This is a genomic window from bacterium (assembly GCA_030647555.1).
Classification (GTDB): domain Bacteria; phylum Patescibacteriota; class Andersenbacteria; order UBA10190; family CAIZMI01; genus CAIZMI01.
Genome location: JAUSJG010000024.1, coordinates 53,161 through 74,779, shown reverse-complemented (window position 1 = coordinate 74,779; position 21,619 = coordinate 53,161). Strand labels below are relative to the sequence as shown.

General features: G+C 46.6%; 20 protein-coding genes. 15 read left to right on the top strand and 5 right to left on the bottom strand.

Annotation, left to right across the window (positions count from 1 at the left end; genetic code table 11):
- Positions 1–141: 141 nt before the first annotated feature.
- The 5 genes from Q7S57_05090 to Q7S57_05070 all read left to right on the top strand — a co-directional run bounded on the left by Q7S57_05090 (position 142) and on the right by Q7S57_05070 (position 4,153).
- The gene (locus Q7S57_05090; protein MDO8512626.1) at positions 142–420 is read left to right on the top strand and encodes a pentapeptide repeat-containing protein; all 279 of its coding nucleotides are present in this window, start codon (positions 142–144) and stop codon (positions 418–420) included.
- Positions 421–582: 162 nt separating this feature from the next.
- Positions 583–1,116 carry a histidine phosphatase family protein gene (locus Q7S57_05085; GenBank protein MDO8512625.1) on the top strand — a complete coding sequence of 178 codons (534 nt, stop codon included), beginning with the start codon at positions 583–585 and terminating at the stop codon, positions 1,114–1,116.
- Between the two features lie 61 nt (positions 1,117–1,177).
- The gene (locus tag Q7S57_05080) at positions 1,178–2,110 is read left to right on the top strand and encodes a hypothetical protein (GenBank protein MDO8512624.1); all 933 of its coding nucleotides are present in this window, start codon (positions 1,178–1,180) and stop codon (positions 2,108–2,110) included.
- A 44-nt stretch (positions 2,111–2,154) separates the two neighbouring features.
- Positions 2,155–2,544 carry a hypothetical protein gene (locus Q7S57_05075; protein ID MDO8512623.1) on the top strand — a complete coding sequence of 130 codons (390 nt, stop codon included), beginning with the start codon at positions 2,155–2,157 and terminating at the stop codon, positions 2,542–2,544.
- 337 nt (positions 2,545–2,881) lie between these two features.
- Complete coding sequence (locus tag Q7S57_05070) at positions 2,882–4,153, top strand: DEAD/DEAH box helicase (GenBank protein ID MDO8512622.1); 1,272 nt, start codon at positions 2,882–2,884, stop codon at positions 4,151–4,153.
- 67 nt (positions 4,154–4,220) lie between these two features.
- Here the strand turns inward: Q7S57_05070 and Q7S57_05065 are convergent, their stop codons facing one another.
- The 3 genes from Q7S57_05065 to Q7S57_05055 form a co-directional block, all read right to left on the bottom strand.
- Complete coding sequence (locus Q7S57_05065; GenBank protein MDO8512621.1) at positions 4,221–4,649, bottom strand: low molecular weight phosphatase family protein; 429 nt, start codon at positions 4,647–4,649, stop codon at positions 4,221–4,223.
- 80 nt (positions 4,650–4,729) lie between these two features.
- Entirely contained in the window at positions 4,730–5,266 is a 537-nt protein-coding gene (locus tag Q7S57_05060) for a hypothetical protein (protein MDO8512620.1), read from the bottom strand.
- Between the two features lie 166 nt (positions 5,267–5,432).
- Complete coding sequence (locus tag Q7S57_05055) at positions 5,433–8,831, bottom strand: DEAD/DEAH box helicase (protein MDO8512619.1); 3,399 nt, start codon at positions 8,829–8,831, stop codon at positions 5,433–5,435.
- A gap of 100 nt (positions 8,832–8,931) precedes the next feature.
- On the opposite strand from Q7S57_05055, the gene Q7S57_05050 reads away from it, so the two are divergent.
- Complete coding sequence (locus Q7S57_05050) at positions 8,932–9,948, top strand: AAA family ATPase (GenBank protein MDO8512618.1); 1,017 nt, start codon at positions 8,932–8,934, stop codon at positions 9,946–9,948.
- Positions 9,949–10,121: 173 nt separating this feature from the next.
- Here the strand turns inward: Q7S57_05050 and Q7S57_05045 are convergent, their stop codons facing one another.
- Together Q7S57_05045 and Q7S57_05040 are read right to left on the bottom strand one after the other, a co-directional pair.
- Positions 10,122–10,388, bottom strand: coding sequence for a hypothetical protein (locus Q7S57_05045; GenBank protein ID MDO8512617.1), 267 nt, complete (start codon positions 10,386–10,388; stop codon positions 10,122–10,124).
- 133 nt (positions 10,389–10,521) lie between these two features.
- Positions 10,522–11,067, bottom strand: coding sequence for a sigma-70 family RNA polymerase sigma factor (locus Q7S57_05040; protein MDO8512616.1), 546 nt, complete (start codon positions 11,065–11,067; stop codon positions 10,522–10,524).
- A 184-nt stretch (positions 11,068–11,251) separates the two neighbouring features.
- Between Q7S57_05040 and Q7S57_05035 the strand changes: the two genes are divergently transcribed.
- The 9 genes from Q7S57_05035 to Q7S57_04995 all read left to right on the top strand — a co-directional run bounded on the left by Q7S57_05035 (position 11,252) and on the right by Q7S57_04995 (position 21,605).
- The gene (locus Q7S57_05035) at positions 11,252–12,151 is read left to right on the top strand and encodes a protein phosphatase 2C domain-containing protein (protein MDO8512615.1); all 900 of its coding nucleotides are present in this window, start codon (positions 11,252–11,254) and stop codon (positions 12,149–12,151) included.
- On the top strand, positions 12,151–14,034 hold the full coding sequence (locus Q7S57_05030; GenBank protein MDO8512614.1) for a serine/threonine-protein kinase: 1,884 nt from the start codon (positions 12,151–12,153) through the stop codon (positions 14,032–14,034). Before Q7S57_05035 ends, Q7S57_05030 begins: the two co-directional genes overlap by 1 nt.
- Positions 14,035–14,085: 51 nt before the next feature.
- On the top strand, positions 14,086–16,068 hold the full coding sequence (locus Q7S57_05025) for a hypothetical protein (protein MDO8512613.1): 1,983 nt from the start codon (positions 14,086–14,088) through the stop codon (positions 16,066–16,068).
- A 110-nt stretch (positions 16,069–16,178) separates the two neighbouring features.
- Positions 16,179–17,168, top strand: a complete 990-nt coding sequence (locus Q7S57_05020; GenBank protein ID MDO8512612.1) for a hypothetical protein — start codon at positions 16,179–16,181, stop codon at positions 17,166–17,168.
- A gap of 16 nt (positions 17,169–17,184) precedes the next feature.
- Positions 17,185–17,451 carry a hypothetical protein gene (locus Q7S57_05015; protein MDO8512611.1) on the top strand — a complete coding sequence of 89 codons (267 nt, stop codon included), beginning with the start codon at positions 17,185–17,187 and terminating at the stop codon, positions 17,449–17,451.
- 192 nt (positions 17,452–17,643) lie between these two features.
- Positions 17,644–18,405: an NUDIX domain-containing protein gene (locus Q7S57_05010; GenBank protein ID MDO8512610.1), complete on the top strand. Its 762-nt coding sequence runs from the start codon at positions 17,644–17,646 to the stop codon at positions 18,403–18,405.
- 158 nt (positions 18,406–18,563) lie between these two features.
- Positions 18,564–19,181 carry a hypothetical protein gene (locus Q7S57_05005; protein MDO8512609.1) on the top strand — a complete coding sequence of 206 codons (618 nt, stop codon included), beginning with the start codon at positions 18,564–18,566 and terminating at the stop codon, positions 19,179–19,181.
- A 38-nt stretch (positions 19,182–19,219) separates the two neighbouring features.
- A complete protein-coding gene (gene pncB, locus Q7S57_05000) occupies positions 19,220–20,464 on the top strand; it encodes a nicotinate phosphoribosyltransferase (protein MDO8512608.1) in 1,245 nt (414 codons plus the stop codon).
- Between the two features lie 169 nt (positions 20,465–20,633).
- Positions 20,634–21,605, top strand: a complete 972-nt coding sequence (locus Q7S57_04995) for a ribose-phosphate pyrophosphokinase-like domain-containing protein (GenBank protein MDO8512607.1) — start codon at positions 20,634–20,636, stop codon at positions 21,603–21,605.
- The last annotated feature ends 14 nt before the right edge of the window (positions 21,606–21,619 follow it).

Sequence of the window (21,619 nt, the reverse complement as noted above, 5' to 3'; positions counted from 1 at the left end):
ATGATCCAGGCGTATATCGAACAGCAAGACGGAGAGATTATTCACCATGGTCCATTAGAAATGGGATAGTCCGCGTCGAAAGAACGCTTCAGCGTTCTAGCCGTCTCAACCCCTCGACTTTAGTCGAGGGTAGTTGAGTTTATTTTATCAAATTTTCGTTTTGCGTCGCTTAAGAATGTCGCGTTTGAAAACTGCGATCTGCGCGAGGCGGATTTTTTGAATGGCAAATTGCGAAACATTAATTTTGCAGAAAGTGATTTGAGTAATTCGCAATTTGCTAACACCAATTGCAACGAAGTGGATTTTCGCACTTCGCAAATTCACGGGATAAAAACCCAAGCGGAAAATCTAACAGGAATGATTATCGGCACGGATCAAATTATGGATATTGCGCGGTTATTCGGCGTGGAGATACGCTAATTTTATACAAACTCACCGCCCAGCTAGTGGGCGGTCAGGTTTACGAGTAAGTTCCTTTTGAGAACCCCTCCTAACGGGAGGTGTCCTCGCTCCTTGTTGTATTCGCAGTATACACAATGAGGCCTTCTTGTCAAGGGTTTCTCAAATCGGTAATATAATAAAATGATCACAATAATTTTTGAAGCACACTCCACCACCCTTGATAATGAAAATAATTTGTCCTCGGGGCATAATGATGTGGCGTTGTCAGAGTTGGGAAAAAAACAATCGCACGAACTTGGTGCGCGTTATGCGGATAAAAATTTTGATGCTATTTTTTGTTCGGACCTTCAACGCTCCTACAAAACTGCCGAAATTGCTTTCGCGGATCGGGGCTTCAAGATAATCAAAGACAAACGCTTGCGCGAATGCGATTATGGAGACTATACGCAAAAACCGAGCGATTTTGTGCATGACGAAAAGCCCAAAAGGATTAGTGCGCCGTTCTCCAATGGCGAAAGTTACGAACAAGCGGCAGAACGGATGAAAAGCTTTCTGGCTGATTTGAAGAGAGATTATGAAGGAAAAAAAGTCATGATCATTGGCCACCGGGCGACACAATATGGCTTGGAGTATTGGATTAAAGGCGTATCGCTTTTAGATGCTGTTGTTGCGCCATGGAAGTGGCAACCAGGGTGGAAGTACAGATATAATTAGCTTCTTCGAGGGAGTGTTTTTTTTGGGTGGTTTAGTATAGTGAGTGCGCTATAATGAAAATATGGTTTCCATGGAAAGAGGTCCCAGTATTGGTGCCTCCGACAATGAGGAAATAAATAGTCCGGAAGATGATCGTGTCGTGAGAATAAAAACCGACAATGGTTTGTTTGACCTGGTTTATTCTGACCATACGATTGCAAATGATCCGGAAACGATGCGCGAGGCGGATGCGATACTACTTGAGCAAAGGGCGCTTTTTTCCAATTCTGGGGTGGAAATGTATTTGGATTTTATTGAAAAAGATGAAAAAGGGGGGCGGCAATATAGGGCTATTGTTGCAGAGGCGAAAAAAACAAAGAAACCGATATTTATGGTTGATCTCCCATTGACATATAAGAGTCAGGCGATTAACGAGGAACAGTTGACCGCTGGTTTAGGATCTCAGCTGGAAGCGTTATTGGGAGTAGTTTTGACGCTAAGTGTGGGAAGAGACATTGTTAAACAAAAAATGAATCGAAGGCAATTTTTAAAAGTGGCTACTAAGGGTTTGGTCGCGACGTATTTTATGACGCCGATTGCGGAAAGACTGATCCCATCAAATGCGGATGGGTCTGTCTCTGGGGAATCTTCGTTGGCAAGAAAATCCGAGCGCAATTTAATTAGTTTTAACGACAAAGCGCACCCTGAATTAAATAAAGATTTTACGATAGAATTACGGAATAAGGTAATGGCACAAAAAGCGGAAACGGTTGCGAAGAGTCTGACTAAGGCAGGTGTTGTCAATCCAGTATGCAGTGTATATGTGGGTGCAAAACATTTTGGAATGGAGCAGGCATTGAAAAAAACGGAGAGACAGAGAATGCAAGAGATTCGCGATTACACCAAAGAAGACACATCGCAATTGGGTAAAATTGCGCGTATTGATTTCGGGGTTGCAGGGGATGGAAAAGAAACCGTAACGATTTCGATATTTGAGGATGAAGCATTCAGGTAACTTTATTTTTTTGAAGTTTAGTACTTATTTTTTTTCAAAGTAAAATGAGCTATCAAGGCGTAATAATCGAAGAAAGTTTGGAAAATAGAGACGTTTTGAAACACGTTAAAATTTTGAGTACAGAGGTTGAGCTGGTTGTTGATGAACACCAAACACCCTGGCTGAAACAGTGGACTTTGCACACGGTTGAAATTAAGGAAGCGGAAGCCGAGGCGGTTGCGAACGATTTGGCGAAAGCTTTGGAAACGGAACATTCGTGGTACGCCGATTTTAAAAATGAAACAACGCACTATATTATCTTTCGGGATAAAGTTTTTAGAATCGATCGGACGAGTAAAGCGCAATATGACGAGGCAAAAGAATATGGAATTTCGCTTGGTATTCCGCCGTATCAAGTTGATTTTCATCCGGAAGTTGATGAGTGGGAAAGATAGCACTTTTACGGTACGCGCTCACAGGTTGAGGAAAATATCGAATCGTCGCGCTCACTTTCGAAGTGGTGCCGAGGTACTTCTTCGGAAGTGGATGAGATGAAAGGTTAGTGTCGGCACAAACCGTCGTTCACGTCGAAGGAAGTGCAAGTGTGCACCACCTTCGACGTGATCGCTACAAAAACCTTAACCTGTGAGCGGTTACTGTATATAAACTTGACAAAATATTTGATTTAATATATTATTAAGGCCTTAATCAAAAACCGCTATTTCGCGGTTAATAGACTCGGCCTTGTGGACATAATGACCAGGGAAGGATTGGGTCACCATTAAATACTTTATGTTACAAGGAAGTCCAGAAGAGAAGAAATTAGATTTCAGTAATCTTGGTTTATCACCGAGACTTTTAGCCGTATTGGCACAACTTAAATTTGTTACCCCAACACGCATTCAGGCGGAAGCTATTCCGGTTGCGGTTTTAGGTAAAGACGTGGTTGGTATTGCCGAAACCGGTACAGGCAAAACACTCGCGTTCGTGTTGCCACTTTTACAACAAATTTCTGCCAGTAAAAAACAAGCGTTAATTATCTTGCCAACGCGTGAGTTGGCCATGCAGGTAGAAGAAACGCTCGACGCGGTTGGCCGTGGTTTTGGTTTACGCAAGGCGCTTTTAATCGGTGGTGCGTCGATGAGTAAACAAATCGGCGACATTCGTCGTATTCCACATGTCATTGTTGGTACGCCGGGGCGTATTATCGATCACCTTGATCAACGTATTCTTAATCTTCATAATGTTGGCGTGTTGGTTTTGGATGAAGCCGATCATATGTTTGATATGGGTTTTGCCCCGCAAATTAAGCGTATTCTTACAAGTGTTCCAAACAATCGTCAAACGATGCTTTTCTCCGCCACCATGCCACCGGAAATTGAAAAGATAACGATGGGGCACATGCGCAACCCAGTGAGAATTGAAATTTCCAAGCAAGGAACTGTAGGCGCGCACATTGATCATCATTTGTTTGTGATTGGTAAAGAACAGAAAAATCGGTTGTTGGATAAAGTTTTGGCTGATCATTCCGGCACGGTTTTGGTTTTTTCCCGCACAAAGCATGGCGCTAAAAGAATCGCTCGCGCGGTGCGTGATATGGGTCACGGCGCGGCCGAGATTCATTCCAATTTAACTTTGGCTCGTCGTAAGTCTGCGCTGGAAGGATTTAAAAAAGGTCAGCATCGCGTATTGGTGGCAACGGATATTGCCGCGCGCGGTATTGATGTGGAAGATATTCAGTTGGTGGTAAATTATGATTTACCGGATGATCCGGGGAATTATGTTCATCGAATTGGTCGTACCGGTAGAGCCGGTCGCGAAGGAAAAGCGATTACGTTTATTACTGCCGATCAGCGTGGCAAAGTGCGTCTCATCGAACGTTTGATTCGTTTGCCTTTGATTGTAAAACCGTTGCCAGTATTACCGGCGGCGCGCGCGGTGACACATCCTGTTGAACCACGCAGTTTTCCGCAACAACGCCGTTTTACCCCACATAATAACGCGCAAACTAATCCGCGCGGCAATTACCCACCTAAGAAAAATAATTACTATCGCGGTCGATAATAAAGTAAAGTTTTTAAGGATCATTCTTTCTTACTTTAGGGGTTACCCCTAAAGTAAGAGGTAAAATTTATCGCAACGATTCGATTAATTCCCGCAGTCGTTTTTCCATCATCGGAAAGGCGTCGTTTAACGACATCATGTCAATGTCGCCGATGTCCCAATAAATTACTTGATCTTTCCATTTTGAAAAATTTTTCAAAATCATCGGTTCATGTTCCGATTTGCTAAGCGCGATGATTTTATCCGCTTTTTCAAAATCTTCTTCTTTGGCGGAAATTGGAAAACGAGGATTATTTGCGGGGATCCCCAATCTGGATAATTCGCGTTCAGTGTACGAGGAAATAGGTCCCACATTATTGTAAGTGAACAGCGCTAATCCTCTAGATTCTGCTTTCCATGGTAAATCTTGCGCAAAGTAATTAAAGTAATATTCCGCGAATCGGCTACGAAAGTAATTGCCGGTGCAAAGGAAAAGAATTGTCTTTGGTTTGTTCATACGCTTGAGCATACTACAAAAATAAAAAAACCGTTGTCATTTTGATTACAACAACGGGGTTATGGCACGCGAGACTAACGTCATGGTGCCAATTCTTCAATGCCCTGACGGGAGGCAATGTATTTTCGGACAACTAGCGTCTTAAATCTTTCATGGATGGTGTTTCCCGCTCGCGTTAGTTCGTCGGCGTGAAACTGTTTTTCCGCGCCAGTGTCCGCGTGTTTCGTCGATCCGCCGTATCCTCCGCAATCAAGATGATTAATGAGGTGGATTATCTCTATGCCATGTTTTTCAATGGCAGTCTTGATTGCGTCAAGTGCTTCTTCTTTAAGTGCAGGGTTGTCGGAATTGAGGATTTTGACGGCACCGGGCCAGGAAAGTTTATCCGCTTTTCGACCGCAAGTGTCACAGGTAAAGCGGTGTTCCATCCCCTGAAACCGGAAGTCCATGCAATGCATTACCAAATCTTTGGTGTGGTGGCCGTCCAGTTGCGACGTTTCGTCGATGTTTTGTTGGTCCGCTGTTGCGTTGTTTTTGGTGACACCTAGTGTGCGGCCTAGATTGTATGCAACAAGAGAAACCACAACTAGTAAAATGGGAAGAAAGAATTTTTTCATAGCAGCCCTTCATTGAGAGAGAACATTTTTAGGATTGGCCAATCCAACCCAAGCCAACAGTGTATAGGAAAAATGAATAGTGTCAATAGTCGACTTTTTTATATTTAGTTGCCTTAAACTTCTTTGGAGGTGGATTTGGGTTAGTGTGTCGAGGAATAATATTCTACTACTCAAACAATTGTTTAACGTCATTCCAAGTTAGTTTTTTGAAGGTGTCGCCACTTTGGCTGACCATTGCGTTAAATAAACGCTGTTTTTTTTGTTTTAACGCTTGAATTTTTTCTTCGATTGTTCCCGATGTGAGAAGGCGATAGACGTTAACGGTTTTTGTTTGCCCAATCCGGTGGGTGCGGTCGATGGCTTGGTTTTCCACACTTGGGTTCCACCATGGGTCGAAAATAATCACCGTATCGGCAGAGGTTAGGTTTAGGCCCACTCCCCCCGCTTTTAAACTGATCAGAAATACGGGGAAAGCGGGATCGTTGTTGAATCGGTCTACCAGTGTTTGGCGGTCTTTTGTTTTTCCTGATAGATAAAGATGAGGTGTGTTAGTGTCTTTTAAACTGGCGGAAATAATATCCAGCATTTTGGTGAATTGACTAAAAATCAACAATTTACGTTTTCCCTCAACCACTTCGTTTACCAGCTCTAAGCACATCTCCAGCTTTGCTGATTCGTATTTGCGAAAATCCTTTTCTTTAATCAGGAGTGCCGGATGGTTGCAAACTTGTCGTAATTTTGTCAGTCCGGCCAGAATGTGGATTTGCGCGTTATTAAAACCTTTCGTTTTGACTGTTTTAAAAATATCGTTTCGCACTTGGGAAAGAATTTGTTGATATAAAATGTTTTGCGCGTCGCTTAAATGGCATTGGGTTTCTTGTTCTATCTTCGGTGGCAATTCCTTCAGTACTTCCGTTTTGGTACGACGCAACATAAATTTTTCCACTTTCTTTCGCAAGTGTTCTAGTGCTTCGCGGTCGCCGTGATCCATAATCGGCCTGTGAAAATTCTCGGCAAAATTTTTGTAGTTACCCAAGAAACCGGGCATCAAAAAATCATAAATCGACCAAATTTCCGATACGCTGTTTTCCAGCGGCGTCCCGGTTAGCGCCAGGCGATATCCGGCATCAATCTTTTTCACCACTTGCGCGGACTTGGTGGCGTGATTTTTAATGAATTGCGCCTCGTCCAGGATCGCGTAATTGAAGCGAATTTTTTCCCGATTAATTTCGTCAAAATCTCTTTTTATTGTCGCGTAGCCGGTGATGACCAAATCGTTATTTTTGATTAGTTTTATTTTTTCCTTGCGTTCCGTAGGCGTACCATCATAAACCAGTGTTTTAAGTGAGGGGAAAAATTTCTTCGCTTCCGCTTGCCAATTGTATAACAAGGTTTTTGGGCAAATTACCAGAGACGGGGTGCCGGAAATTTTTTCGCGGTCGATAACGACAAGCGTTTGCAAGGTTTTTCCTAAACCCATATCGTCCGCCAGGATTCCCGCAAAACGGAAAGAACGCAGAAAATAGAGCCATTCAATTCCTTCTTTTTGATAAGGTCGCAAAATGGCGTTGAGGTTGTTGGAAAGGCGGACTTTTTTGACGGGTTTTCCCCGATGGAGTTGTTGGATAAAACTATTGAAGCTTTCTTCGCGAACGGCATTGTAGTGGGGTGAGCTGGTCATCACGTATTCCAGTTCCGCCGCGTGGTGCAGGCGCCCTTCGAAACCGCCGTTTTCTTTAGCGTGAAAACTTTCCAGTAGTCGCGCCAGTCGTTCCAGCTCCTCACGGTTGGCGACGTTTACCAGTGTGCCGTCATCTTTTTTCCAATATTTTTGTCCACTGTTTAAGAACTCAAGTAGTTTTTCTAGGGTAACTTTTTCTTCTCCGCAATAACACTTTAAATCGAAATAAAGCCAATCATTGTCAGCGTTTATTTGTGACGCAAAATCGGCGCGAAAAATTTCTTCTTCCGTTGGTAGTGTATCTTGCGTAAAAATTATTCCGTAGCCTTTTTCATTGGCATACGCCAATACTTTGGGCCAACCGTCGCGCAGGTAGTTTTCAAGCGGTTTGGTTCCTATTTTTTTGCATCTTAATTTTTCAGAAAAACCCAGTTCAGTGTTTTTCTTCATGATTTCCGAAAACAAGTTAATTTCCAGATCAGCATTTATTTCCGCAACATGAATTATGTTATCTTTGACATCAACGATATGTGTACCGGGGTGTTCCCATGGTGCCACTCGTTTTAGTCCGCTATCGTATTTTCGTCTACTTAAATATATGTCTTTTGAAATATCTTGTTGGTAAAATCCGTAGTCGATGGCGGGCGCTACGTTTATTTCTTGTTCCGCATTATTAAAGTGCGCCAAAAAAACCGGACGGGGCGTATTTTTTTCTACGTGAACGGAAAGGGGCGGAAGTGGTGCGGAAAGTTTCAAAAACTGCTGTACATCGGCGGTAAGTTGTTCATATTGTGCCACCTCATCTCCGGTTAGTTCTGCGGTACATACCGGCGGTGTGATTTTACTGCTTTCACTATAATAATCGCGACGAGCTCGGGCAATTAATTTTGCCAACAGCGGAGAAAGCCGATGCAGTTCAAGAGTTGTTCCGGTGTCGCGAATGGCGCAATCATTATTTGCTAAAAATGGATTGCCGTAAAAAGATTCGTCAGTTTTCCAATATTTGGCGGGCATTTCCAGGTAGAAGTCGTGCCGTACTTTTGTTTTATCGATTTGTTGGCGTACGGAATAATGTTTTAGTGTTGCCTGCAAGGGCGACGGATCAATAACAATATCAAGTTGCGTATCTTCGGTATAAATGTTTTCGCGATAAACAGGGAATTCCGCCTTGGCAAGAAGTGGCAATAATTTGCCGTAGTCCGGTTGAGCGGAGGAGTATTGTTGGAAATTTCCCTCCTGAATAAGTAAAAGCAGTTCACATTGCGCTGTCGTTATTTGTGGTAAATCCAGTGTTCTTTTTAAACTGGCGGGTTGGTGGGGGTTATCTTCGTTGTATAAACTTGGAGCATAATAAGGATAATGAGAAAGCTTGATAAAAAACTTTTTCGGTTGAGGTGGTTTAGGTATTTTTGGCATCAAAACCTTTTTCGGAACCGCAAATAAACGTGGTTGTTTTTGGGTTTCTTCTTGGTAATCCAAAATGCGGTTTAATAAATCCGCGGGCATTTTTTCGACGGAAATGCCCATATTTTTCAACGCCGTTTTAACTATTACTTCGTTTACTCCCGAAACCTTCGTAATTGCGGTTTTTTCGGCAAATGCCAGTGCGGTCGCAACGCAATGTTTGCAGGCGTCATCATATGGGCAAGTGCATGTTGCGTCTAAAATTTCACCGCTTTCCGCGTTGAACGTTACGGAAGATTCATAGCTTCTTGAACCGCGGACTTTCGCGGTCACCAGTACTGTTTTGTCATCCTCGCTAATCTCAAAATCGATATTTTTTACCCGTCCGCGTTGAAAATAATCCTCGCCACGGCGAAAAATGGCGTAATCAAAGTATTTCTTTGCGGAGCGATTAATAATATCAGGCGAGAGTAAAGTCATAGCTATGGTGTAATGTGTAAAGCAGGCTTTGGCAAATGGTTTTTTGTTTGTGTAGTTGTTTTGATTTTGATATATTTGACGCATCTGGCATAATGCAATTATGAAGTTTCCGCGGTCGAAAAAAGTAATTTTTTCCAACAATAAAGGCGGTGTAGGAAAAACAACCCTTGCCTATAATTGTGCGGTAGCTTTTGCGGAAAAAGGTTATAAGACAGTGTTGATCGATTTGGATCCGCAGTGCAATCTTAGTCGTCTTGCGATGGGCGAGGAGTTTTACGTTAAGAATCTTTTTTCGGGAGATGAAAAGACAATTTTTGACGTATTAAAAGGTGTGGTCGAGGGTGGTTCCGATATCAATCTTGGCGTGCAATTTTTGCGAGTTAGGGAAAATTCTAACTTGTTTTTATTGAAAGGGGACTTGAATTTGTCTGTTTATGAGGGTTTATTAATCACTGCCTATGGCCAAGCGGCATCCGGTCAGCAAATAGGATATTTTCAGACAAGCGCGATTGATCGTTTTTTGAGGGAAAAAGGATTAAGCGATCAAGTTGATGTTTTTGTGATTGATACTTCGCCAAGTTTGGGTTTGCTTAATCAAATGATTTTGCTTGGCGCGGATTATTTCGTTGTTCCGGTGTTGCCTGATGCTTTCAGTGTTCAGGGAATTGAAAATCTTGGTATCGTTTATGAAAAGTGGAAAATAAATTGGAGGAATAGCGCGAAGGCACTGGCCGGAAACACTGAAACGAAATTTGTTTTGCAGGGCGACCCTCTTTTTATCGGTTATATTGTCAATTCATATAATGTTTATGGTGAACAGCCAATCGCCGATCATCGTGCGTGGATGCAGAAAATTCCCGGCAAGGTGAGAGAATATTTGTCGGAAAAGCATTGCCGGAACGGGCTTGTGGAGAGTAGTTGGAGAAATCCATTACAAACTGTTCAGGATTATGGAAGAATTCCATCAAAGTGTCAGGAGATTGGGACGGCTATTTTCAACTTGGACCCCGCGCAGGTTGCGGATCATCATCAGGGAACAAAAGAAAACATTGAAAAATCTAAAGAAGAATTTGAAAGTCTTTCAAGCAATATATTGAAAATTATTCACAGTTACTAATCCGATCCCGGAAGTGGTACCTCCGATGTGGTAAAAATGGCTTAAAGGAATATCGCTTTACTGAAACTATCCCACTATTGCGTGTGATCAGGAAGACGTTAATGGGGATTAAAAAAGAGCACGTTTCCGTACTTGGTAGTACGAAAACGTGCCGGGTCGCAGACATCAGGCGTCTAGCGATGTCGGAGGCGAGCCGCCAATCGCGATCCGAGGCGTTGCTTACACGCTTTTCCCGCGCAACCGGCGTTGGGTTGCTTGGGAACGGCCACTTGGGCAACTTCGTGCGTGGTGGGCGGTGTCGTGGTGGCCACGCAAACCGACGGGTCGGCTCCGCGTCCGCATCCGCAACCAAGCCGGAAAGCATCGCCAAACGCGTTGCCGGCCGAAATGATTGAGACAAAAAAAATCATCGACGCCACTACAACCAAAAACCGTTGCATGAGAGACTCCCTTCTGAAGTTCTCGAGAGAAACGAACACATCACTCGGGGACGATCCCAGGGGGATGTGTTCGTATTTTAGGGGTATTTTTTTAAAGTGTCAACAGTAGTTGACACTTTTTCTGTTTAGATATTTACTGACTTATTAGTCGACCTTGATTTTGACCTTGTCCTAAATTTGCCGGCGCGGTTTGGACGGATGTGGCGGTGACTGAACCATCCGGATTGGATTTGCCGTTTATTACTACCGAGGCACTTGTTTGAAAATCACCTTGTGTGGCGGTTGTCGTCTTTTCGTAGGTTGTATCTGTTGTCAACAAAACGATTTGCGAAGTGCTATCGCGTGCATCGGCCGGAGAAGTACTATTGTCCGGCAGGGTTCCCAATTTTAGTTGCTCCTGCTCCGACAAATAAGAAAACGGCACGGTATTTTTCTTGCGCAAGAAATCGAAAGCGCAGTTGCGCGCAATGCGGTAAAGCCACGGGCGAAAAGGTTTTTTGGTGTCAAAACGCGACAAGTTTTTCCAAACGCGCACGAATGTTTCTTGGGTTAAATCCTCGGCCGTGGCCACGTTTCCCGTTAATCGAAATATGTAGCGGTAAATTAGTGGCAAGTTTTGTTTAACCAATTCAGCAAATGCCGTCTCGTCGCCATTTTGAGCATCAATAATATTATTCATATTAGCGGTCAGTATGGCCGTTTTGATGTGTCAAAACAAGCCGATTTTTTGCTTGACAAGAATTATAGATGTGATATACCTTTACCCCTTGCTCCGGATGATCCTCGTAGGGTCAAAAGGGTGCGGTTTGGTTGGTTGTTTTGACAACTTGCGATTCTAGATAATAAGTACAAGGAGTGACAAAATGGGAAGAGTATGGTGTGGTTCGGCGGCAAAACCTGGTCCGACGCATTACAATCGCCGAAAGAACTGCCAGGATATGGTTTTTTCCTTTCGGCGCGACAAAATGATCGTCGCCTCTGTTGCCGATGGTTGTTCTGCAAGCAGTAAAAGTGAGGCCGGTGCGGCGCAGCTGTGTCATGCCGCCACGCAGGCGATGTGGCAACTGGTCAAACTGGGTGTGTCCTGGGATATTTTTCCCGGCGCCTACGACCGGTTGTTACAGCGATATCTGATGAATGCCATTGCCGCTTATCCGGGTGGAGCACAATTTCTGTCGGAACTTACGGTTTACGACCGTGCAGTTGATCTGATGGAGTCGGATAACTACTTGGTTTATGCCGCGATTGCAGAAATGTATCAAGCAACCGTTCTGGGGGTTTGTGTGCATGAAGATGAAGGAGGATTGGTTTTGGTTCGTGGTGATGCAAAAGTTTCCTTGGACGGGAAATTAAGCATCTTTGACTACAATGACATGCCGCCCTATTTGGGTTACATGTTGGCGATCAAGGGTCAGGAATACCCTGGCGATCCAGCCGATCTACATTCCAAAGTAATTCGTGTGCCACCGAATTTTCAAAAGTTGGGAGTTACGACCGATGGTTGGCCTTGGCATCATGCGCCGGCTAATCCGTTTGGGCGTTGGAAGTGGCGCAAGTTTGAAACTTGGCTGTTGGATCTCAACAACCGACGAGAGGACGAGGATCTAACTATCTTGTCGAGTGATGATGCGTGGAACGTTTATCATCCCGAAGAGGTGGACGATTTGGCGCGTCTGTTGGTGAAAAAAAATACGATGCCGGACGGATCGGTGATTTTTGATGATGATATCAGCGGTGTTTTTATTGAAAGAGAGGTGACTTAATGAGCGATATCGTTTACGTTGACGGAAAACCTGTTCAGCTGAAAGAAATGCTCGGACAGGGGGCGATGGCGAGTGTCTATCGCTGTGATGTTCAAGGAAAACCGAAAGCGGCGAAGATTTTCGTTTACGATGGTGATCCGGATAAAGAAACGATGCGGGAGGTAAGGGCGCAGAAGATTCCGCGGATGGTCACCATGAATTTGCCTAAGGAAATTTTGCCACCGGAAAAAGTGATTACCGATAGGCAAGATGTCTTTCAAGGTTTCATCATGGAACTGATGCCAAAAGGGTATGGGGCGTTAGCCGAACTTTACTCGCCGCAATTTTGGGCGAGGCAATTGATCACGCCAAGTCGCGCGCTGAAAGTTCTTAAGGGATTGAACGCCCTGAAAAACCTGATTCACGTGGCCGGATTGGTTATTTGCGATTTCAATCCCGGCAATGCCATGTTTCACTTTTCACAGTTTGGGAAGGTCTTGGGCTGTGACGCCGATTCTTACCAAGTTCCCGGTTTCAATGGCAGGGAGATTCATTTTGCCTACGGCGCGCCACGGCTTTACAACCGTGATTTGGCTGCTGGGTTGGTGCCATTTCTGCCGGAAGATGACGAGTGGTCATTACGTATCCACTATATCACGGGGATAACGCGCGGTGGTCACCCATTTCGGGCGGCCGGTCAATGGTTTAAGAAAGCCACGACGGGGATGGATATTCCCGAACGGGTTCTGGCGGGATTGTCCCGCTTTCATCCGAAGGCGGAAACGATCGGCAACGCCTTGCCGATTGAAATTCTGCCGGATGAAGCGTTGCAACTCTTGGAGCAAGAGTTAGTCCAGATGAAAAGAGCGGAGAAATCTCTGCCCGACTGGATGTTTGAGCTCAAGTTCCAAGAGTGCCCCCATTGCCACAACGAGTTCGCGCGTGCCAAGTGTCCGTTTTGTCAAAAACAGGTGTTTATGCCTCAACCGGTAGGAGTGTTTGCAGTGCAATATACTCCCGACATCTTCAAGACGCGTTATCCGATCGTCGCTACTGCGATTGTCGCAAGACAAGTTCTCATGGTAGTGCGTGAAGGAAAGCGTTTCAGATTGAGTGTGTTGAGTGAAAGCGGAAAAGTCGAAAAAGAAAACTTCCTTCAGTTCGAAATTCAAAGTGGTGCGGATTATTCCGTTGCTATCGGAAAAGAACTGGTGGTGGTGGCGGATTCTGAAAGCGTCCAAATTTTCAATCATTCTGGAGAAAAAATTGAAACGACGACGACGAACAATTTTCTGGGAAAACCGTCGTTTGGTGTCGGTGAATTCTTCCATCGTTGCGTCGGTGCGCAGGTGATGCGTTGGCAATCCATCGTTGGCAACTGGGTATATAAACCAGTTGTGCAAGGAATGCCGATTGGTGCCACTTGGTTGGGAGAATGTCTGGCTGGTCTGGTGATTATGGCCTACGCGAGCGGCGTCTATGAATGGTCGGTGTTGCAGGGTTTCGCGCGAAAAAAGATTGCCGTCCAAGGCATTCCGCGCGGGTATTTTCAACAACGCCAGCACGTTGCCGCTTTCGACAAAAGTGAATTAGTGGTGTTTCGGGTACTGGAAAACACACGTGGCAAGCAAGTAACATTGGTTGATCGATTTGAGGTCTTAACCGATGTTGTGCAATCCGCGCAGTTTTCCGGGGTAATCAATCAGGCCGCATATCTAAAGGGAACAATCTTGTTCTCGGCGGATGACGGGTTGATGATTTGGAAGAAAGGAGGAGATCCGGTAGTTCGAGAAGGAACGGTCGACGCCGTTTCCGAAGGTGACGCAATTCAGCTGATTGACGGCTCGACGATTGTTGTCGTGAAAGGCAACACGTTGGGTTTGCTCACGACAAAGAAGAAGTGAAGTTTGTGTTTCGTGTTTCTTGTGAACCCTTAGTAAGAGAGAGGATCTGAAATGATTCGAACGATTAGCGAGTACAGAAAAGCTTTTTTGAGCGGCAAGCGTGATTCCGTGACTGGCCTTTGCGGTCGCGTGCTGCGAGGCAAGTCGCCGAAAGATTTCGAAACCATGGCGGACGACGTCAACCGCAAGATCGTGATGCTGGTGGACAGTAACGGTCTGGCGGGTTTGATTGGCTTGTCCGGCTGGGAGGTGTTGATGGCGATCGGTTGGAACGAGGATTACGCCAGGGAAAAACTGCTGGCCGGTTACAAAGTCCAGACGATCGTTTTCCCGGAAACGGGGACGAAAGCCCGATTGGCGACATGGGACGGGATGCTCGATGTTGTTGTCGATGCTTATCCGGATCTGGCCGTTGATGTAAAACGGCATCGCCAACAGTTGAAGTCCACGGAGTTCGCAACGCTGCAGACGCGTTCGGGCTACAAGTGGTTGGACGTCGAGGTGAAGGTCACGAACAAGAGCCAAGACGATCCAAGGTTTATGACCTACGAGCGTTATTTGATGAGTGGTCGTGACCTGGTGGCGTTTCGGCAGTTCTTGTACTTCTCGGTACACCTGCGTGAGACGTACAAAGGTGACGGCTACACCTACGACGATCAGGGACAGCGTGGCGTGAAGGAATATGCCATCGCCAACTTGCCGATTTCGAAAGTGGGTGAACACGAGTTGTTTCCGTTCGAAGCAGAAATTCCGCCGACCAAGCAAGCGGTTGCGGATGCGGCGCCGATCTTTACGAAAAAGTCGCCGTTGACGAGTGTTCCGCAATTGCCGTTGCCGGGTTGGTACGATCGGTCGTTGTGCGTCAACCCCTGGTTCCAACCCAACGCGGATGTGATCCAGGCGGAGGCATACCGGATGGCCGGTAAGTACGGTGTCAGAAAGACGGGCAAAGACTCTCCGCGGGTTTTCCGATTGCATGTGGATGAACAGACGGACTTCTTGTCGCCGTTTACGACGGTGGATGTGAAGACCGGGTGTGTCACTCGCGTGTTACCTCACGTTTTCCGGGATACTTTGGATGTGCCGGATTGGTGGAAAGAGGGTGGAAAAAATCCGCGCAATCGGGTTGTCTGGACGGATGATCCCGAAGCGGGGAGTTGTTTCCAAAGTTTGTCGGTGATGGGTGGGCATTTGAGTGTGCCCAACGCGTGGAGTGGAACCATTCGTTCAGTCGAATGGGATCTGCGAAACGCGGCGGCGATTACCGGCGACGGATATACGATTGATTTCCATCCATTGACGGCACGGTTTGATATGCACTACTGGCAACTGCGGGCGAATAACCCGTTCGGGTTGCCGGCCGGTGCGCATCCGCACCTGTTTATTGATGGAGCGGACAAGCCGTTTCCGGTTGTTTTGCCCAGTTCGTGCTGGCATCCCCAGCACAATCCGGATGGTTGGTACCAACCGATTACGCGATCCCAAGAGTTTCTCGACGAGACCTGGGATTACGTGAACAAGTTGGGGTTTGTGGTTTTGTGGACCAAGCATTGCCACCGGTTTACCTACGGTTCCACGCTGGATCCGCTGGTGATGGCGGCGATGTACCACCGCAACTTTTTGCGGGGGACAATCGAAACCGAGCCCATGTTTTTCCCGAAGGGGATGTCGTGGCGCACGGAGTTCTATGGTGTGTTCGGACCGGAGTATGAAATTACGACCGATCCCAACGCTCAAGCTACTTTTTCCATTCTCCAGTTGTTCGAGGGATTTCCCGAATTGGGCATTCCGCCGTTCGATCTGGTGGTAGTGTCCGGCCAGGCGCGTACGCACTGTGTTTTGCGCAGTATGCAGCAAGCCATGGAAAAGTGTATTGCTTCCGGGCGGAAAGATTTGTTAGAGCGGATGGTGTATCTTTGGGATACCAGCTGTGACATCCCCGGTTTCGAAAAGAATGCGCGAACAGCAGAAGCCGAAATGCGCAAGTTGGGTGTGCGGTTCGAGACGACCGAGTCGTTCTCGCTCTGCGGATAGGTATCGAGTTTCTGGTTGGTTTGTTAGTGGTGTCGCGACAGTGTGTCGTGGCATCACTTCTTTTTCTCTTGTTTCTGTTTTTCTGGACTCCATTAGAAAGGTATAGAAAGATGAGTAATTCTCAAGTGGTGGCTCCCTTCTATGACGCCGATACAGTCGACGATCAACAGATGGTGCTCGGTACGATCGCCGGGGCACATTTGCCACAAGCGATTGTTTCCTATGCCCAACAAGCGGAAACGCAGGAAGGCGAGGCGACAGCGTTGGTGGTGGTGGTGGACATGTCCGGTTCTCTTTCTGGAAAAGCACAAGCTGTGCGAAAAGGTCTGAATTCGTTTCGCGAAGTGCTGATGAAGTCGCACGAGCGGCGGAAGATGCACATTCGCGTGATTTTCTTCAATAGCAAGTGGAAAGCCTGGGAGCCACACGGGCCGGACGTGCCGTTTATGACGGCACTCAAAGGCGATCCCCACTGTCTGCCGGAAATTACCGAACAGGTCTATTATCCTTCCGGTACGACGATGATTTACGAACCGGTTCGGCAGGGCACGGCGGCATGCGAATTGCTGGCCGCGGCGCTGGAAAAGGACGGCAACGATGTGCGACGCGTGGTCGTAGTCGTCTCCGACGGCTTCGACAACGAAAGTGCCCCCGGTCACCGGGAGCAGTTGAAAACTTACGTCGCCACTAAAGCGTTATCCGAGAAATGGAGCTTCCAATTCTACGGTTTCATGGACGAAAATCTTCGTGACATGATGGCCTCGAATATGGGTCTCGTTTTGCATAACGATGCGGAGCGCGAAGCTTTGGATTTGCGGATTTTCCAATGTGTGGCTTGCGAGAACGATCCTGAAGTGGAGCAAGCGATGAAGCGTCTTGATCCTCAAACGGTCGTTGGTGGCATGGGCTTTCTCAAGACCGTGGTGCAAGCATTCCCAAGTGACCCGGATACATTGATGAGTGTTCTCGGTTTCCGGATGTCGTCATCGGTCTTGCGGGCTTCGGCCGGCAAGATCAAGGCGACGGTACCGCTGGCGACGCAGAATGCCGTTCCGGCCGGGGCGGGAAGTGGCGCGGGCGATGATGACTCGTTTGCTTAAGGAGTAAGGTGAAACGATGAAAATTCGGGACACGACTTTGCTTCCGAAAGCATGTGAACTTGTTCGGTTGGCGAATGCTGGCGGAAGAAATCTCGATGATGCGTTTGTCGGAGAAGCGGCAGAACAGGTTTATTTGGCGCACCGTTTGGCTACGCGGTCAGACGTTGCGGCGGTAAATCTGGAAAAGTTTTGGCCGCAGGTGAACGCGTCGTGGAAAGGAAAGTATCGGGCAATCGTGAAGGAAGCGATCGTTCAAGAACAAAACACCGGTCGTCGAAGATGACAACTGGTGTGATCTAGAATCGCAATAGCGAGGAGAGGAACGCAGTATTTACTGCGTTCCTCTCCAAATTTTTTCTCAAGAGAATTTGGACTAAAATTATAATATAATTTTGGCGCAAGCTCTCTCGGGGAAACCGAGTAGTGTTGTTTTACAAAAACTTTCTCAAATTTTGGGGGATTTGCAGTGATTAAAGTGACGACAAGAAAGGGCGACGTTGTCAGAGTTTGCGGTAGGGGCGCAGTCGAAGTTGTTGAAAGCCCTGTTTTTAATGACTGGCTAAATCGCAAGTTTGATCATGAAAATCTTCAACTGCGTGGTATTGAGATTCAGTCCTCCGACATTTTTGGCGCGCGGGTCGCATTTGTGAAAATGAAAACTGATGTCGTGAAACGTCGGAGCAAGAAACCAGTGCCGGGCATTGTCTTTCTGCGCGGGGATTCGGTAACGATGTTAGTCTTCGTTGTTTGTAAGGAAACAGGTGAGATTTTCGTTGTCACAACGAAACAGGCTCGAGTTCCCCTCGGTAGTGCAGGATTCATCGAGATTCCGGCGGGAATGTTGGATGATGATGAAGTCAACTCCCGCGCGCTTGCTGAACTTGACGAAGAAACCGGTTTACACATCAATCGGCGCAAGAAAGAAAAACTCCGGAAACTGGGCAAATTTACGCCGTCCGCGGGCGGTTGCGATGAGCAGATCACTTGCTTCTCGGTGACGATCCGTGTTTCCAGGCGAAAGATGGGAACAATCGCGAAATATCTGCGTGGCGTTGATGAAGAGAACGAAGAAATCGCGGTAGAGTTTCTCACTGTCGAGCAATTTCTTGCGCATCTGCAACTCGGTGCAATTACGGACGGAAAAGCTTTCGCCGCGTTGATGATGTTTTTACTGCAAAATGACAGTGCGTGCACGATTGTTAAGAACATCGTCGGGAACCTTGTACTAGGTCAATAGATATTAGGAAGTAAGTTCGTTGGCGCGGGAAGAAACCTGCTTCCCGCGCCGAATTTTTTAGAGAACTGTTGTTGAATTTTCGACAATATTTCTCTGGTTTCAAAAGCGTTTTGAAATCATGTTCTATGACAATTTTGGTTACTTAAAGGAACAAGTTAATGACGAAAATAATTCGTTACGGTTTGAGCTGTAATCCGGGAACTTTGGCGCACGAGCGCATTGTTCGGCGGTTGGCCACCTTGTGCGACCAGTTGATTGTTGCCGTGTGCGGTCCGCGGGATGATAAGTCTTCTTCAAGAACTTTGTATCCCAGCGAACGCGCGGCATTGGCGGTGTTGGCTTTTCCAAACTTACCGAACAATGTTGTTTTGGATCTATCCGATTTAACGCGAATGAACCAAGTCAAGCGAAAGGCCACCTTTCAACAAATGCAATTTTTGCAAGATACAACCGTAGGCGCTGTTGAGCTCTGGCTGGCTGTCGGAGCGGATCTGGTGCGAGGCGGTTTTTCGGGATCGAAAATCTGTTTAGATTGGATTCAGGGTCCTTTGTTGTGGGTGACGTTTCCATTTTACGTTATCCTGCGGGTCGGATATGAAATAGACGAAGAAGATTATCCGCCTGAATCACAAGTATTAGGAGTAGACGGAAAAGACGAAAGTTCTACCGCGGCGCGCGAGGCAGCTGCCAGTGGTGATCGTGCAGCTTTGATAGAACATGTTAATCCTCAATCGGCCGATTACATTCTGTCACGCGGGTTGTACCGTGTGAGCTAGTTGTTTCTCTAAAACCCATTTTAGAAAAGGAATGAGCAGTGAAAGAAAAACCGATTATCAATCACTTGACCGATTTGGACGTCTATAAACTCAACATGCAACAATTGATTTGGAGTAAACGGCGGGGTGTGCCGGTGGTTCTTGCGATGAACAACCGCACAAAGAGCGTGCGGTTGGCGGATATTATCCCCATTAGCGAACTGCAGGCCCAGCTTGACCATTGTCGAACATTGCGGTTTACCGATCGCGAATTGGACTATCTGCGAAGCTTTCGTCTTTCTGATGGACGGCCGCAGTATGCGCCAGAGTTTGTGGATTATCTGCGCGAATTTCAGTTGCCCCCCTATGAGTTAGAGGTTGGATTGGACGGGCAGTACGATTTGCGGTTTCCAGGCGCATGGGAAGAAGCGAGTCCTTGGGAAACGATTGGTATTACCATTGTCAACCAACTTCGCAACCAATTTGTGTTGCGAGCGCAGGATATGACGTTGCAGGATTTGTACAAGGAAGGACATCTCCGGTTGGGAAGAAAATTGGAGATGATTTCGCAGTATCCCGGAATTCGGATCATGGAGTTTAGTACACGCCGGCGTTGTTGTCTTGATTGGCAAGAAAAAGTAATTTGTCGACTTATGAATGAATTGAAACCTGAGCAGCTGACCGGTACCTCCAACGTGTGGATTGCGATGGAACAAGGTTTGAAAGTCCAAGGGACGCAAGCGCACGAGCTTGACATGGTCTATGCTTGCCTATTTGGAGATGATGACGATTCGATCCGGCAATCGCATCAGCAAATGCTGAAAGATTGGTGGGATTTGTACGGCGAGTCGCTCTCAATCGCTTTAACCGATACTTTCGGCAGTGATTTTTTCTTCCGGGATATGACGCGAGAACAAGCGATGCTCTGGAAAGGGTTGCGTCAGGATTCGGGTGACCCCTTCAAGTGGGGTGAGCGGGCGATTCAGTTTTACAAGGGGTTCGGTGTTAATCCACTTACCAAGCTTGGTGTGTTTTCGGACGGTCTGTGGGCGGAGAGAATCATTGAACTCTATCTTCATTTTGAGAACCGGCTCGGTACCTGCTACGGGTGGGGGACGGATTTAGGGAATGATTTGGGGATCGATCCGATCTCGCTCGTTGCCAAAATTATCCGTGCCAACGGTCGCTGGCCGGTAAAACTTTCCGATAATCTTGCGAAGGCTGTTGGAAGGTTGGAAGACATCGCGCGTGCTAAGCGTATCTACGGACACACGCATAACGACACGGAAGTTTGCCGGGTTTAGCTCCCTTTTGAAAGTAACCAAAATCCAGCCGCGTAATTGCACCAAGTGCAATTTTACGCGGCCCTTTTTTGCAGCAGCTGAACAACAAAATTGTTCGGCCATTGCAACGGAAGTTTACAGTTTGTGTCGGATGGTTTTTTCACAACTACATAAGTAGAGAAGGAGATTGATGATGAAACCGATTATTGTCTATTATTGTGAGGCAATGGAACAGATGGCGCGGTCGATTACCGGCGTCGGTTCCGGGATGGTGCGAGGAAACATTCAATGGGGCCGTTTTGCCGACAGTTGGCCGGACTTTCACATTGTGATGAAAGATGAAAACTCCTTGAGGGGGCGCGACGTGGCGTTTTTGGCGGCCTTTGAAAATCCACAGGACAGTGTCACGCAACGCTGGGTAATGAGTGCTTTCGCGTATTACCAAGCGCGTTCGCTCACGATTATTCTTCCCTTTTTCCCAACCGGGACAATGGAGCGAATGGATCGGCAAGGTCGGATTGTCACGGCCAAATCAATGGCGCGTGATTTGTCGAGTATTCCATCTTGTGTTTCCTTGAAGAATCGTGTGGTGATTTGGGATATGCATGCCTTGTCGGAATGGTTTATTTTCGAAGGAACAAATATGTTGCCTATTTTGACAAGCGCGATTCCGATGCTTCAGAAACATTTGCGTGGATTGCCTGATCGTAACAACGTATCTGTCGTATTTCCCGACGAGGGCGCAAAAAAACGCTTCGGGGAAATGTTTAGCGAGTGGCCTCTGATTATTTGCGATAAACACAGGGAAGGTAATCGGAGGATCGTGACGATTAAAGAAGGTGAACCGCGTGGTCGTCACTGCGTGGTCGTTGATGATCTTGCTCAAACCTTTGGTACACAACTGAAATGTGGTGAGGTGCTTATTAGGGGTGGTGCCAAAAAAATCAGTATGTACGCGACCCACCTTGTTGCACCAAATCAGTCTTGGACCAAAATCTGCAACGCGGATTTTCCGATTGAACATTTCTGGACGACGAATTCCTGTCCATGGACGATTAACGCCCTAAGGGAGGCAGATGATTGTCATCCGTTTGAAGTTTTGCCACTTGACTGCGATATCTCCAAGCAGATCTTGGCGGTGCGGAGTTATTTCGAAAACTAGTTTCTGAAACCAAA